This is a genomic window from Streptomyces platensis (assembly GCF_008704855.1).
Classification (GTDB): Bacteria; Actinomycetota; Actinomycetes; order Streptomycetales; family Streptomycetaceae; genus Streptomyces; species Streptomyces platensis.
Map to the genome: position 1 here is coordinate 1,475,608 of NZ_CP023691.1, position 14,429 is coordinate 1,490,036.

Here is a 14,429-nt window from a genome sequence, read left to right on the forward strand (position 1 = left end):
TGGGGGAGGAACGACGTGCGGGCACAGGATCGGCAGCCGGGCTCGGGGAGCGCACGCCCGGGGGCGGCGCAGCCCGCCCGTACGACGCCCTCCCCGGCTTCCGACGCGGCCCGCCGGACAGCGGCCGGCGAGGCGGAGCGGCTGACCCCGGAGGCGGCCGCCGCCCTCCAACGGGCCGTGGGCAACGCGGCGTTCACCGCCGCCCTGGCCGGCCAGGAGCAGCACCGGCAAGGCCCGGGCTGCGGACACGGCGCACCCCCCACCGTGCAGCGCTCGGCCGTCCAGGATGTCCTGCGCGCGCCCGGCCGCCCCCTCGACGAGCCGGTCCGCGCCGACATGGAGACCCGCCTGGGCGCGGACTTCTCCGACGTGCGGGTGCACACCGACACCTCCGCCCATGAGTCGGCCGAGGCCGTCCAGGCGCATGCGTACACCTCCGGTTCGCACATCGTCTTCCAGCGCGGCCGCTACGACACGTCCTCCGCGTCCGGCCGCCACATGCTCGCGCACGAACTGACGCACGTCATCCAGCAGCGCAACGGCCCGGTCGCGGGCACCGACCGCGGTGACGGGACGAAGGTGAGCGACCCGTCCGACCGGTTCGAGAAGGAAGCGGAGGCCAACGCGAGCCGGGTGCTGTCCGCAGAGGTGCAGCGGACGGCCGACCCCGCACCCGCGCCGGGCCACGGCACCACGGGCGGGCATCATCCCGTACAGCGGACCTTCAAGATCGCGAACAAGACCGTCACGACCGCTGACGATGTCCTTCCCGTCGAATCGCTGATCGCCAAGGGCAAGGCACGCCATGCCCGGTGGGACGACGACTTCAAGACCAAGGTCCGGAACGAACTCGTCAAGATGGCGGGCGAGGAGCAGGACCTCGGGCGGTACGGGTCGTACGAGGATCTCCTGGACTTCGCCGAGAAGCGGGTCCGCGCGGCAGCGGCGGCCCACCTTCCGCCGGTGGTTCCCACCGCCATCAAGACCGGTGCGTCGAACCCGGAGCACACGGCAGCGAAGATCTCCGAGACCGAGCAGATCCATCGCCTCGCCGAGGTCCGCCGGCGGCTTTCGCTGCGCGGGACGGAACAGGACCTCGACGGGTTCCGCAATCGCCAGAAGATGGTGAACCCGTTCAAGCACAAGCCGACCGGAAACGCCTACTCCATCGGCCATACCGGAAACTTCGTCCTGGGCGGCCCCCAGGAAGGCGAGTACGACACGCTTTTCGAACGCGCCGCGAACAGCAGCGGCCTGTCCGACAAGGAACTCGCCAAGCATTTCATCCGGGCCCTGACCGAGCCGGAATATGGCTTCGAGGGCATGAGCGAGGACGGCCGCAAATACTGCACGAAGGTGGTCGCCATCATCCAGGGCGCCGAATTCCGCCGGGCCGCCGCCAACCCGACCGTGGCGATCGCCGCCTTCAACCAGGTCGTCACCGGCGAGGCCGGCACGCTGCACGAGGCCCTCAACCGGTACGCCATCTTCGCCAAGGCCAAGGGGAACTCCGCCACCGGCGGCTCCAAGGACTCGCAGTTCCACCGCGATGCGGACGTGGACCAGGACGACGGGGACTTCAAGAAGCGGGCGATCAACGAATACCAGGCACTCGCTCAGCTGGTCTCCGCCAACGACTTCGATCCGAACGACGCGGAAGAGTTCTACAAGGGGTGCGACAAGATCGCCGCCACCTCGATGAGCTCCTTCACCGCCACCTTCGAATACGCGATGCCCTGACCCTCATCGCCCGCCATTCCTTCAGCGTCAGCACACCTCACGAGAAGCAAGCGAACCGGCCGGTTCGCCTATCCAGGGAGTAACAGAACATGCCCAGCTACCTGTCCCCCGGCGTCTATGTCGAGGAAGTCGCCAGCGGATCGCGGCCCATTGAAGGGGTCGGGACATCGGTGGCGGCCTTTGTCGGCCTCGCTCCCACCGGTCCGCTCAATGAGCCGACCCTGGTGACGAACTGGTCCCAGTACGTGGCCGCCTTCGGGGAGTTCACGGACGGGTACTACCTCGCGCACTCCGTGTACGGCTTCTTCAACAACGGTGGCACCGCCGCGTATGTCGTACGGGTCGGCGGGACCGACGACGGAGCGCAGCAGGCCGCCGCGGCCCCGGAGGCGCCCAGGGCGCTGACGGCCGGTGAGCCCAGCGCGCTCGGGGCCTTCAAGGTCTCGGCGATCGCGGCCGGTTCGGCCAACGGCGGAGCGCTCACCGTCGAGGTGCAGGACGTCGAGGGCGAGGGCAGCGCCGACCGGTTCAAGCTGGTCGTCAAGGACGGCGACAAGGCCGTCGAGAGCTTCGACGTCAGCGCGAAGAAGAGCGCGCGGAACTATGTCGTCGCGCAGGTGAAGCAGCGCTCCAAGACGATCGTCATCGAAGAGGCCGTCCCGGCCGGGCAGTTGACGAAGCCGGACGCCCAGCAGGTCACGCTGGCCCCGCCCACCCCGGCACCCGCCGCCCCCGCCCCCGCCGGGAACGGCGCGGTCGAGCGGCTCGCCTCCGGCCAGTTCATCGGCGACTCCGCCGACCGCACCGGCTTCGGCGGCCTGGAGGCGCTCGACGAGGTCAACATGGTCGCCGTCCCCGACCTGATGGCCGCCTACCAGCAGGGCCTGATCGACCTGGAGCAGGTCAAGGCCGTCCAGCTGGGTCTGGTCGCGCACTGCGAGCTGATGGGCGACCGGATGGCGATCCTGGACCCGCCGCCGGCGCTCAACGCCCGCGACATCCGTAAGTGGCGCCAGGAGGTCGCGGGCTACGACTCCCGCTACGCCGCGCTCTACTACCCCTGGATCAAGGCCTTCGACCCGGCCAACGGCCAGACCCGCATCATCCCGCCGTCCGGCCACATGGCCGGTGTGTGGGCCCGTAACGACTCCGAGCGCGGCGTCCACAAGGCCCCCGCCAACGAAATCGTCCGCGGGGCCGTCGACCTGGAGCTCCAGATCACCCGCGGCGAGCAGGATCTGCTCAACCCGGTCGGCGTGAACTGCATCCGGGCCTTCCCCGGCCGCGGCATCCGGGTGTGGGGCGCACGGACCATGGCCTCCGACCCGGCCTGGCGTTACCTGAACGTGCGGCGCTACTTCAACTACCTGGAGGAGTCGATTCTCATCGGCACCCAGTGGGTGGTGTTCGAGCCGAACGACGCGGCGCTGTGGGCCCGTATCCGGCGCAACATCTCGGCGTTCCTGGTGAATGAGTGGCGCTCTGGCGCCCTGTTCGGGCAGCGGCCCGAGGACGCGTTCTATGTGAAGTGTGACGCGGAGACCAACCCCGTCGAGTCCGTCGACCTGGGCCGGGTCGTGTGCGAGATCGGCATCGCGCCGGTCAAGCCCGCCGAATTCGTGGTCTTCCGGCTGGCCCAGTTCTCGGGTGGCGGCGGGGAGCTGGAGGAGTAAACGTTCAGTGATTCCGGGCCCGGCGCCCGCCCTCTTCCTCACCCCTCTCCCCGTCACCACTTTTCTTCTCACCACAGGAGTGAACCACCTTGTCCCTTCAGCCCGGTGATGCCCTCACCTCACACAATTTCGGCCTCCAGATCGACGGCGTGATGGTCGAATACCTCCAGGAGGTCAGCGGACTGACCATGGAGCAGGACGTCATCGAATATCAGCAGGTCTCGGCGGACGGCAAGCCCGTCGTGAAGAAGATGCCCGGCACGAAGAAGGCCGGCGAATGCACCGTGACCCGCGGTATGACGCAGAGCGGCGCGTTCAGCGAGTGGATCAACAAGTCCATCGCGGGCGACATGGGTTCGGCCCGTAAGAACGCCACCATCATGATGATGGACTACCAGAACAACCCCGTGAAGCGTTACAACATGCGCAATGCCTGGTGCAGCAAGGTCGAGACCAGCGGGGTCAAGGCGGGCGACGCCGCCGCGCTGACCGAGCAGGTCACGATCGTCTTCGAAGAGCTGGTCATCGAGTAATGCGGCGCGAGGGCCCGGCGGGGGCGCAACAGCAACGCGAGCCGTTGCGTACGGAATTCGAATTCGAGCTGCCACGCGGATTCGTGGACGAGTCCGGGACCGTGCACCGAAACGGTGCGATGCGGCTCGCGACGGCACGGGACGAACTGATCCCGCTGCGGGATGTGCGCGTGCGCGAGAACCCGGCATATCTGTCGGTCGTGCTGCTGGGCCGGGTCATCACCCGGCTCGGGACGCTCGCCTCCGTGCACGACGGGACGGTGGAGAACATGTTCGCCTCCGACCTGGCCTTTCTTCAGGACTTCTACCGGCAGATCAATGCGGAGGGGCATACCCGCGCCGCGGTGTCCTGCCCGCACTGCGAGGAGTCCTTCGAAGTGGAGCTGGCCGGGAGCCGCCTGGGGGAATCGTGACGTACGCGACCGGGCGTATCGAAGAGGAAGTCGCTTATCTCGCCTACCACTTCCACTGGGGCATCGACGACATCCTCGATCTCGAACACGCCGACCGGCGCGCGTACGTGTCACAGATCGCCGCCCTGGTGGAGCGGGCTGAAGGGAAGCAGTGACGGAGGATGGGGTTGTTCAGGTGGCGGCGGAGGTCGCAGGATGCCCAGGGTTCGCAGCCTGCGCAAGGGCCTGAGGCCGGGGCGGCCGCGGAGGCCGCTGCCGGGGGCGCGGACGGTGGCGGCGCCGGCGGCTGGTCCGCCGTGCCCCCCATCCAGCGCGTCCTGGGAACGCCGCGCCCCGTCGCGGAGCCCGGCTTCGCCGCGTCGCTGAGCGCACACCGCGACCCCTCCTTCGGAGGGGAACTGGGGCATGACGTCCACGCCACAGCCCCCTCCGGCGTCCTCCGCGATGCCCTGGTGCCGGTCACCGGCCGCCCCGCCGACCTCGGACTCCCCGTCCTGCGGCTTCCGGTCGCGGGGCGGGGGGATGAGGCTCCGGACGGGAGCGAGGGGCCGGGGCCGGGCGTCGGGGGGCGTTACGCGGCTCGGGGCGGGCCAGGAGTGCGTGCGGAGAGCCGGGGGGCCGCGCGTGCGGAGACTCGGGCCGCGGCACGTACTGAGGCCCGGGATACGGCACGTACCGGGACTCGGGGTGGGGCCGCCGTGCAGCGGGCGGCGGCGTCGAACGCGGCGCGTACCGAAGCCCGGGATGCGGCGCGTACCGGGAGCCCGGATGCAGCACGTACCGGGAGCCCGGAGGCGGCAGCTGTGCAGCGGGCGGCGGCGCCCGGCGCGGCGCGTGCCGGGACGCGGGATGCCGCTGACGCGGGGAACCCTGGTGCCGCACATGAGAAGAACCGAGGTCCGGCACGCGCGGCGAGTTCGGCTGCCGCACGTGCGGAGACGCGGGGTGCGGCACGTGGGGAGACCCGAGGTGCGGTGCCCAGGGAGAGCCGGGATGCGGCACGTCCGGAGTTCCGGGACGCGGGCCCGGCGGAGACCCGGGATGCGGCGGCCGTACAGCGGGCGGCGGCGCCGGGTGCGGCGCGGAACCCGGCGGAGGCCGCGCGCGCTCCTCGTCAACCGGCTTCGGGGGGCGAGAGCGCGGCCGCGACCGCCTCGCGGAACGACGTATCGAACGCAGCGGACACGGCGAACGCAGCGAAGGCGGCTTCGGCCATAGCGCCGGGCACGCCTCCGGTCGCCTCGGCGGGCAGGCCGGTCGCCGGGCCGTCTGTAACTCCGTCCACCACACCGCCCGTCACGTCGTCCGCCACGCCGTCTGCCGTGCCGTCGGGCGGTCAGCGGAGTGCGCAGAGGTCGGCGGTGGCCAAGCAGTCATCCAGCGGTGATGACGGGGCGCGCGGGGGTGGCACGGTCGCGCCGGGTGCCAAGGTCGCGCCTGGTGCCACGGCCGTGCCCGGTGGCCAGACTGCGTACGGCGGCGAGGCTGCGCCCGGTGACGGAGGTGAAGCCGCTCGCTCCGCATCGCGTGCGGCGAGGTCCGCCGGCCTCTCCTCCGACTTGCCGGTGGCCCGGCCCGTACGGAAGGCCGTCGGGGCGCGGTCCCCGCTCACCTCGGCCGGCAAGGTCGCGATGCCGCCGCGCCGGCTGCGGCCGGCCACCGCGTCTCAGCCGACGAGCAGCGACACCGCCTCCTCCCCCACCCCTACGCCTTTGCAGCGCACCGAAGCACCGGCGCCGGCGGCCGCCACACGTCCGGAAGCGGCGCCTCCGGTCTCTCCCCCCTCACCCCGCACCGCTGCCGCCGAGCCGGCGAGCGAGGGTGCGGCACCGGCCCCCGCCGCTGTACGACCCGACAACCCCCACCGGGTCGTCCAGCGGCGGGCGTTCGGCCCACGCAAGCCGATCGACCCGAACCAGAGCAGCGCGCCGAGGACCGCCCCGATCACGGACGCCGTACCGGGTGTCATCCCGACGCCGGGTGACGACGTGACCCCGCCGACTCCAGGCACCGCACCAAGCGCGAGCCCGGCCACGAACCCGCGACCGGTTTCGCGTCCGTCCTCGCCCAAGAGCACGCCCTCACCCGCAAACGCCGACACCAGTGATCACGCGGCCCCGAGCGCGGCGCCACGCCCCGCCGCGAGCCCGGCCGCGGGCGACGGCGGCCAAACGGGCCGGCCGGTCCAGCGAGCCGCGCAGCAGGCCGCCCAGCGGCCCGCGCGGAAGTCCGCGGTAACAGGACGCCAGCGCCTGGGACTTGGCGCTCCGCTGCTCCCGAGCGCGGAGACCGGCACCCCGGCCAGGGACGTTGCGGCCGACGCGCGGCCTGCCCAGCCTCCGGCCGCTGAAAGCCGTACGCCGGACCGTGGGCGGCCCTCAGCACCCGCGATCCAGCGCAAGCCGCTGATCGGTGCACCTACGGAGTCCACCGCGCTCCGTAGCGAGGGCACTGCACCGACGCCTACGCCGACACCTGCATCGGCCCCGGCCCCGGTGCCGGCGCAGGCACAGGCACAGGCACAGGCACAGGCACCCCAAGCGACGCCGGCCCCGTCACCGATCCCGACACCGGCCCCCCGCCAAACGCCGCCCCCCACACCGGGGCCAGCCTCGTCCCCGACCCCGGCCAGGGCCCCGGCCCCGTTGCAGCGCGCCGCGAAGGCCCTTGAACGCCCCGCCCCCGTAGGCCCGTTGCCGACAGCGCACACACCGGAAAGCCGTACATCACACAGCCACACCCCGGAATCGCCTCAGCCGCAGTCCCACCCACGGGAATCCCACACGCCGGATGCCCGTACCCCGCAATCCCGCACGCCGAAAACTCCCGCACAGGGCTCCCCTACACCAGCGAGCCGCCAAGCGCCGACAAGCCAACCTCTGGCAACCAGCGCCCCCCGCCCTCCCGCCGCCGCTCCTCTCGTCGCCCGTCGTGCGCCCCTCGCGTCCGCACGTGCGCTGGACCCAGGTGCGCGGCAACGGCCCACCGGTCACGGGGCGGCGGCCGCCGGACCCGCAGCGGTGCAGCGCTCCAGCGTGCAGGCCCCCTCCGCCATCCCCCTTCGCGCCGCGACGAGCACGGCGAGCCCGGAGAGCACGACGGGCCCCGCCGGCACAGCGGGACCGGCGTCCCGACGCGCGGCAGCTGTCCCAGCCGTCGCCCTGCAGAAACCGGTATCCGCGCCGACACCCACACGGACACCGAGCCCCTCGCGCACGGTCCGCACCGCGCCCGCCGCCCTCGGCATGCCCATGATGCAGCCCGCGCCCGCCGCCCTCGGTGCCCCGGCACCGGCACCGGGACGGCCCCCGAGCCCCTCGCTCACTCCGTCCCACACGGTCCGCACCGCACCCACCGCCCCCGCCATGCCCGTAGTGCAGCGCGCACCCATCGCTCCGGGAACCGGAACCCCGGCACCGACCCCGACCCCGGCCTCCCAGCCGCTCACCTCGCCCACCCCACCCACACGCCAGCAGTCGGCCGCACGAGCCACGCCCCCCGGCCCAGCCCCCACCCCGTCCGCAACCTCCCGCCCCCTCCAGCGCACCCCCAACTCCCCCACATCGGCCACCCCGCAGACCGCCCCAAGCACCTCCACCACGCCCGCCCCAACCCCCACCGAGCCCAGCACCCCCACCGACCCCGCCGCCCTCGATGCCCTCGCCCGGCGGCTGGTGGCGCCGCTCTCGCGGCTGCTCCGTGCCGAGTTGCGCGGGGACCGCGAACGCATCGGCCGACTGCGCGATCACGGCCGCTGACCCGCGCCAGCGCCCGTCCCCGCCCCAGCCCCCGTCTCCGTCCCCCTCCAGATCCCGACCCGCGTCCCCCTCCAGCCCGCTCATCGCCACCTCACCCGAAAGAACCACCGACCATGCCTCAGGCCCAGGACCCCGGTTCCACCGTCTTCTTCAAGCTGACCATCGACGGCCAGGACCTCGGCCTGTTCAACGGCTGCGACGGCCTGGCGTCCGAGGTGGAGGTGGAGCAGCGGCAGGAGGGCGGCAACAACGGTTTCGTCTGGCAGTTGCCCACCCGCGTGACGTTCTCCACGATCCGTCTGACCCGGCCGCTCACCGCCGACACCGCCCGGGTGGCCGCCTGGATCTCGTCGCTCGCCACCGGCATCAGCCGGCCCACCGCGCAGATCGCCGCGCTGCGCGCCGACGGCTCGATCGTCGCGCAGTGGGGGCTGGTGGAGGTGCTGCCGGTGCGCTGGCAGGGGCCGAGTCTGGACCCGGCCAGCCCGGGGGTGGCGACCGAGACGCTGGAGATCGCGCACCACGGATTCACCGACGCGGGAGGTGCCTGAGGTGGCCGCACCGACCGGCGGGAAGGCGGGCGCGAGCCTCGTACGGGCCGCCCTCGCGATCCATCAGCCCCCCACCGACCTCGGCGGTTCCATCGGCGGGCGCATCGGTGAGGTGGAGTTCCAGTTCAATCCGACCCAGTTGCAGCTCGGGCGGGAGGCCGAGTGGCACACCCAGGCCGCGGTCGCCTATATGCGGGGCGCGCCGCCCAAGTTCACCGGCACCCGGCCCGCCACGCTCCAGCTGGAGGTGTTCCTGGACGCGTCGGGCACCCCGAATTCCGGGAAGGTGCAGAAGCAGATCGAACTGCTGCTGTCCTGCTGCGAGGTGACGGCGCAGAGCGTCAACTCCAAGCGTCCTTCGCCGCCTTGGGTGCGGTTTTCGTGGGGGTCGTTCAACACGGTGCAGTTCGTGGCATATGTGACGAGCGTCAACGCCACGTACACCCTCTTCAACCCCACCGGCGAACCGATCCGCGCCACCTGCACGCTGTCCCTGACCGAGGTGGCCATGCCCACCAAGGGACAGAACCCCACCTCCGGCGCGCTGTCCGCACGCCGTATCCACCGCACGGTCGCGGGTGACTCGCTCGCCTCGCTGGCCTGGCGGGAGTACGGGGACGCGACCCGCTGGCGGCTGATCGCGGAGGCGAACGAGATCGACGACCCGATGCGGCTGCGGCCGGGCACGGAGCTGCTGCTGCCCGCGGCCGACGAAGACCCTCCCGAAGAGCGGCCCGGAAGCCGTTCGGAACACCGTCCCACCGGCCATCCCACCACCCGCGAGGCCACCCGATGAGCAGCGAGAGCATCCGATGAGTGAAAAGACGTACACCAGCGTCCTGCATGCCGAGATCGGCGGCTCGCCGCTGCCCGACAAGCTCGCCGCCCTGCTCATCGCGGGCTGGGTGGACGCGAGCGTCAATGTGCCGTCCGCCTTCGAACTCACCTTCACCGACTCGGGATCGGACATCCTCAAGACGTTCCCGCAGATCAAGGTCGGTGCGAAGGCGGTGCTGTCGCCCTTCACGGACGGGCAGCGCGGCACGCCCATGGTGACCGGCGAGGTCACCGCCCTTGAGGTGGACGCGGACGCGAGCGGAAAGTACCTGGTCGTACGGGGCTACGACCCGGGGCACCGGCTGCTGCGCAATCGCCGCGTCGCGGGCTACCCCAATATGACCGCGAGCGACATCGTGCGCCGTCTCGCCGGCCTCAACAAGCTCTCCCTCGGCAAGGTGGAGGCCACCCGCACCGTCTATGAGCTGGCCACCCAGCCCAATATCACCGACTGGGACTTCCTGACGCGCCTCGCCCAGGAGAACGACGTCCATCTCTCCTTCGACCCGCAGGGCAAGCTCCAGTTCGGCAAGCTCACCCCGGCGTCGTCCGCGCCGGCCGACAGCACACCGGCCGCGCAGAGCCCGTACGTCCTGGAGTTCGGCCACAACGCGATGCACAGCCGGATCGCGGTCACCGCCGCCGGGCAGGTCGACAAGGCGGGCGCGCGCGGCTGGGACATGCGGGCCAAGCGTGCGCTGTCCGCCCAGTCCCCGGCCACGACGAGCAAGGACATCGTCGCGGACATCGCCCCCTCGGCGCTGAGCAAGCCGTTCGGGAAGGCCGAACTGACCGCCACGGACACTCCGTTCACCACCCAGGCCCAGGTCACCCATGCCGCGCGTGCCCTTGCCGACGATGTGGCGGGCTCCTTCGCGGAGCTGGAGGTGGCGGTCACCGGGAATCCGAAGCTGAAGCCGGGGCAGCCCGTCGCGCTCAAGGGCGCGGGGTTCCCCTTCGAGGGGAAGTACACGGCGACCGGTGTCCGCCATGTCTTCGAGTCCGGGCGGCAGTTCACCACCTGGCTGAACGTCTCCGGGCGGCAGTTCCGTTCGCTGTACGGGCTCGCGTCCGGCGGTGCGGAGGCCGCGCCGCCCATGCCGGGGGTGGCCATGGCGCTGGTCAGCAATGCCAAGGACCCGCTGAAGCTGGGCCGGGTCAGGCTGCGCTTCCCCTGGCTGTCGGACACCTACGAGAGCGACTGGTGCCGGGTCGCGCAGCTGGGCGGGGTGCGGGGCGGCGGGCTGATCCTGCCGGAGGTCGGCGACGAGGTGCTGTGCGCCTTCGACCGGGGCTCGCTGGAGCATCCGTACGTCCTCGCCGGGCTGTACAACGGCCGCGACAAGCCGACGCCCAACACGGACGGGCTCCAGCCGGTGGATCCGACCAGCGGCCGGATCAACTGGCGCTCCCTCGCCTCGCGCAGCGGCCACACCGTCGAGCTCGTCGACGCCAAGTCCCGGATGAAGAGCGGCATCAGGCTCCAGACCGGCAACGGCAGGCTCACCGTCCACATGGACGAGACGCGCACCGCGGTCACCATCCGCAGCGACGGCTCCGTCTCCATCACCGGGACCCGGAATGTGAGCATCAAGGCGGGCGGCAACCTGTCGCTGATCGCGGGTGGCTCGCTGACGATGAGCGCCGGCGGGGCGGTCGACATCAAGGCGGGCGCGAAGTTCGGCGTCATGGCGGGCGCCGTGGCGGACATCAACGCGACCGGCGCCATCAGCCTCAAGTCGGCCGGCGCGGTGGCCGTCAACTCCGTGGGCGCGGTCTCCGTCAGCGCGGTCGGCGCGGTCGCCGTCAACGCGGGCGCCGCGGCGGCCATCAACTCGCCGGCCACGGTCACGCTGAACGCACCGGCCGTCCTGCGCAACGGCATTCCGTTCTAGGGGGCTCGATGAAGTTGAGGGACATGCGTCTCAAGGGGGGCACCGGACATGAGTGAACAGTTCGTCGGTGCGGGCTGGGCCTTCCCGCTGCGTACCGACGCGGGCGGCGGTATCGCACTGGCCCGCCGGGAGCGGGAGATCGAGGAGTCCATCCGGCTCGTCCTCGCCACCGCGCCCGGCGAGCGGCCGATGCGGCCGGAATTCGGCTGTGCCGTGCACGACATGGTCTTCGCGCCGGTCAACGAGGCGACGGCCGGCCGTATCCGCTATGAGGTGCGGTACTCGCTCGACCGCTGGGAGCCGCGCATCGAGGTCCAGGACGTCGAGGTGAGCCCGGCGCCCGACGAGCCGTCCGTGCTGTTCATCGACGTGCGCTACAGCGTGCGCGGCACCAACAACCCGCGCAGCCTCGTCTTCCCCTTCTATGTGATCCCGTCCACGGAATCGCCGTCCACCGAAAGCGAAGCCTGATGGCCCTGCCCGCACCCCATCTCGACGACCGCCGCTTTCAGCAGTTCGTCGACGACGCCAAGCGCTATATCCAGCAGCGCTGCCCCGAGTGGACCGACCACAATGTCTCGGACCCGGGCGTGACCCTCATCGAGGCCGTCGCGCACATGGCCGACCAGATCGTCTACCGGCTCAACCGGGTGCCGGAGAAGAACCATCTGGCTTTCCTCGACCTGCTGGGCGTCACCCTCTTCCCGCCCTCCGCCGCCCGCGCCGACGTCACCTTCTGGCTCTCCGCCCCGCAGCCCGAGCCGGTCGTACTGCCCGCCGGGACGGAGGTGGCCACCGGCCGCACCGAGACCGAGGAGTCGGTGGTCTTCGCGACCGAGGACGATCTGACCGTCGTGCCCTGCGAACTGGACGCCGTACTGCGGCAGGAGGTGGGCACCACCCCCGAGGACTGTGGCCAGGACATCTTCGGCGGCAACGATGTGTCCGTCTTCTCGGCCGCCCCGCAGCCGGGCGACACCCTTCTGTTCGGGCTGTCGGCGGCGGTGCCGCGGTGTGCGGCCGTGTTGCAGCTGGACAGCCGGGTGGACGGCGTCGGCGTCGACCCGCGTCAGCCGCCGCTGCTCTGGGAGGCCTGGACCGCCGACGGATGGGCGGAGTGCGAGGTCGCGGAGGACTCCACCGGCGGCCTCAACCGGCCCGGCGAGGTCATACTGCACATCCCGGCCGGGCACACCGGCTCACGCATCGGCCGGACGGATGCCGCATGGCTGCGCTGCCGGGTCGTCGAAGCCGCGCCCGGCCAGCCGTTCTACAGCGCCTCACCGACCGTACGGTCCGCCTCCGCGTTCACCATCGGGGGCACGACGGCGGCGGCACACGCCGTCGTGGTGCAGGACGAGCTGCTCGGCGAGTCCGCGGGCGTGCCCGGCCAGCGGATGCGGCTGGCACACGCGCCCGTCGTCGCCGACCGCCCGCCGCTGCGCCTGGAGATCTCGGACGGCGACGGCTGGCAGGAGTGGCAGGTCGTCACCGACTTCGCGGCCTCCGGCCCGCACGACCGGCACATCACCCTGGAGGAGGCCACCGGCGAGATCGCCTTCGGTCCTTCGGTGCGCGAACCGGACGGCTCCATCAGGCAGTTCGGGGCCGTCCCGGTCAAGGGCTCGGTGATCCGGGTCCCGTCCTACCGCACCGGCGGCGGCCGGACGGGCAATGTGGCGCGCGGGGCGATCCAGGCGCTGCGCAGCTCCATCCCGTACGTGGCGCGGGTGGAGAACCGTGAAGCGGCGCGCGGCGGGGTCGACGGCGAGACGGTGCAGGAGGCGAAGGTCCGCGCGCCGATCACGCTGCGCGCGCAGGAACGGGCCGTGACGGCCCGCGACTACGAGGAACTGGCGCGGCGCGCGGCCCCCGAGGCCGCCCGGATCGCCTGTCTCGCGGTCGATCCGGCCGAGCCCTCGGCCGCGAGCACATCGGGCCCCGAGGCCGGCCGGACCGGCCGGACCGGCGAGAACGCCGTCCGGGTCCTGGTCGTCCCGCAGGCCGTCCCCGACCGCGGCGGCCGGCTCCGCTTCGAGCAGCTGGTGCCGGGTGAGGAACTCCTGGGCCGGGTGACGCAGTTCCTCGACGAGCGCCGCCCGGTGGGCACCCGCCTCGCGGTCGGCCCGCCCTTCTACCAGGGCGTCACGGTCGTCGCCACGCTGCACTCCTTCCGGGCGGCGCGGGCCGACCGCGTCCGCGCCGAGGCCCTGGACGCGCTCTACGCCTACCTCGACCCGCTGACCGGTGGCGCCCACGGCGACGGCTGGCCCTTCGGCCGCCCGCTGCGCGCCGGGGAGATCTTCGCGGCCCTTCAGCGGGTCCCCGGTGTGGAACTCGTCGACGAGGTCCTGCTGCACCCCGCGGACCCGCTCACCGGCCGCCGCGGCGACGCCACCGACCGCATCGAACTCGCCCGCTCCGCGCTCCTGTTCCCGTTCGACCACCGCGTCCGCGTGATCGAGGCCCGATGAGGGGCACCACGGCGGGGATGACCTCCCCGCATCCACTGGGCGAACAACTCCCCGCGGTCTACGCCGATGACGACTTCGCCCAGCGCTTCGTGGAGGGCCTCGATGTCATCCTGGCCCCCCTCTTCAACGTCCTGGACTGCCTGGAGAGCTACTACACGCCCGCACTCGCCCCGGAAGACTTCGTCGACTGGCTGACCACCTGGGTCGGCACCGAACTCGACGGCACGGAACCGCTGGCCACCCGCCGCCGCGCGGTGGCCACGGCCGTCTCGCTGCATCGCGTACGCGGCACCCGGCGCGGCCTGTCGGACGCCGTCGAGCTGGCCTTCGGAGTGCGCCCGCAGATCATCGAGAGCGGTGGCGCGACCTGGTCCGCGCGGCCTCTCGGCGCCTTCCCGGGCTCACCGCACCCCGGCCTGCGGGTGACCCTGCGGGTCCGCGACCCCGCCACCGTCGACCCGCACCGTCTGCACGCCGTCGTCGCAGCGGCCTGTCCCGCACACCTCCCCTTCGCGGCCGAGGTGACCCACCTGCCCACCCCTGAAGGAACCTGAC

General features: G+C 72.1%; 13 protein-coding genes. 12 read left to right on the forward strand and 1 reads right to left on the reverse strand.

What is annotated here, in order from left to right; all coding sequences use genetic code 11:
- Positions 1-15 precede the first annotated feature (15 nt).
- The 5 genes from CP981_RS38480 (at position 16) to CP981_RS37580 (ending at position 4,514) form a co-directional block, all read left to right on the forward strand.
- Positions 16-1,740, forward strand: coding sequence for an eCIS core domain-containing protein (locus CP981_RS38480; protein ID WP_425282111.1), 1,725 nt, complete (start codon positions 16-18; stop codon positions 1,738-1,740).
- Positions 1,741-1,829: 89 nt separating this feature from the next.
- Positions 1,830-3,413 (forward strand): phage tail sheath family protein, encoded by a 1,584-nt coding sequence (locus tag CP981_RS06200; protein ID WP_085927345.1) that lies wholly within the window; start codon positions 1,830-1,832, stop codon positions 3,411-3,413.
- Between the two features lie 89 nt (positions 3,414-3,502).
- Positions 3,503-3,946, forward strand: coding sequence for a phage tail protein (locus tag CP981_RS06205; RefSeq protein ID WP_018087540.1), 444 nt, complete (start codon positions 3,503-3,505; stop codon positions 3,944-3,946).
- Entirely contained in the window at positions 3,946-4,359 is a 414-nt protein-coding gene (locus CP981_RS06210; protein ID WP_085927346.1) for a hypothetical protein, read from the forward strand. Before CP981_RS06205 ends, CP981_RS06210 begins: the two co-directional genes overlap by 1 nt.
- Positions 4,356-4,514, forward strand: a complete 159-nt coding sequence (locus tag CP981_RS37580; RefSeq protein WP_085927347.1) for a DUF6760 family protein — start codon at positions 4,356-4,358, stop codon at positions 4,512-4,514. Before CP981_RS06210 ends, CP981_RS37580 begins: the two co-directional genes overlap by 4 nt.
- 959 nt (positions 4,515-5,473) lie before the next feature.
- On the opposite strand, the gene CP981_RS06215 is transcribed toward CP981_RS37580, so the two are convergent.
- Positions 5,474-5,671 (reverse strand): hypothetical protein, encoded by a 198-nt coding sequence (locus tag CP981_RS06215; RefSeq protein WP_085927348.1) that lies wholly within the window; start codon positions 5,669-5,671, stop codon positions 5,474-5,476.
- Between the two features lie 2,053 nt (positions 5,672-7,724).
- Here CP981_RS06215 and CP981_RS06220 point away from each other — a divergent pair.
- The 7 genes from CP981_RS06220 to CP981_RS06250 all read left to right on the forward strand — a co-directional run bounded on the left by CP981_RS06220 (position 7,725) and on the right by CP981_RS06250 (position 14,428).
- Positions 7,725-8,117 (forward strand): hypothetical protein, encoded by a 393-nt coding sequence (locus CP981_RS06220; RefSeq protein WP_150522314.1) that lies wholly within the window; start codon positions 7,725-7,727, stop codon positions 8,115-8,117.
- 113 nt (positions 8,118-8,230) lie between these two features.
- The gene (locus CP981_RS06225) at positions 8,231-8,668 is read left to right on the forward strand and encodes a phage tail protein (protein WP_085926543.1); all 438 of its coding nucleotides are present in this window, start codon (positions 8,231-8,233) and stop codon (positions 8,666-8,668) included.
- 1 nt (position 8,669) lies between these two features.
- Positions 8,670-9,464 (forward strand): CIS tube protein, encoded by a 795-nt coding sequence (locus tag CP981_RS06230; RefSeq protein ID WP_229893801.1) that lies wholly within the window; start codon positions 8,670-8,672, stop codon positions 9,462-9,464.
- 16 nt (positions 9,465-9,480) lie between these two features.
- Complete coding sequence (locus CP981_RS06235) at positions 9,481-11,400, forward strand: VgrG-related protein (protein ID WP_085926541.1); 1,920 nt, start codon at positions 9,481-9,483, stop codon at positions 11,398-11,400.
- 48 nt (positions 11,401-11,448) lie between these two features.
- The gene (locus CP981_RS06240) at positions 11,449-11,871 is read left to right on the forward strand and encodes a GPW/gp25 family protein (protein ID WP_042160556.1); all 423 of its coding nucleotides are present in this window, start codon (positions 11,449-11,451) and stop codon (positions 11,869-11,871) included.
- Complete coding sequence (locus tag CP981_RS06245) at positions 11,871-13,874, forward strand: putative baseplate assembly protein (RefSeq protein ID WP_085926540.1); 2,004 nt, start codon at positions 11,871-11,873, stop codon at positions 13,872-13,874. Before CP981_RS06240 ends, CP981_RS06245 begins: the two co-directional genes overlap by 1 nt.
- Positions 13,871-14,428 (forward strand): phage tail protein, encoded by a 558-nt coding sequence (locus tag CP981_RS06250; RefSeq protein ID WP_085926539.1) that lies wholly within the window; start codon positions 13,871-13,873, stop codon positions 14,426-14,428. Before CP981_RS06245 ends, CP981_RS06250 begins: the two co-directional genes overlap by 4 nt.
- The last annotated feature ends 1 nt before the right edge of the window (position 14,429 follow it).

Excerpts from the sequence above, each read along its gene's own strand:
- CP981_RS06200 (WP_085927345.1), top strand. The coding sequence starts at position 1,830 with ATGCCCAGCTACCTGTCCCCCGGCGTCTATGTCGAGGAAGTCGCCAGC.
- CP981_RS06210 (WP_085927346.1), top strand. The coding sequence starts at position 3,946 with ATGCGGCGCGAGGGCCCGGCGGGGGCGCAACAGCAACGCGAGCCGTTG.
- CP981_RS06220 (WP_150522314.1), top strand. The coding sequence starts at position 7,725 with ATGCCCGTAGTGCAGCGCGCACCCATCGCTCCGGGAACCGGAACCCCG.
- CP981_RS06225 (WP_085926543.1), top strand. The coding sequence starts at position 8,231 with ATGCCTCAGGCCCAGGACCCCGGTTCCACCGTCTTCTTCAAGCTGACC.
- CP981_RS06235 (WP_085926541.1), top strand. The coding sequence starts at position 9,481 with ATGAGTGAAAAGACGTACACCAGCGTCCTGCATGCCGAGATCGGCGGC.
- CP981_RS06240 (WP_042160556.1), top strand. The coding sequence starts at position 11,449 with ATGAGTGAACAGTTCGTCGGTGCGGGCTGGGCCTTCCCGCTGCGTACC.
- CP981_RS06245 (WP_085926540.1), top strand. The coding sequence starts at position 11,871 with ATGGCCCTGCCCGCACCCCATCTCGACGACCGCCGCTTTCAGCAGTTC.
- CP981_RS06250 (WP_085926539.1), top strand. The coding sequence starts at position 13,871 with ATGAGGGGCACCACGGCGGGGATGACCTCCCCGCATCCACTGGGCGAA.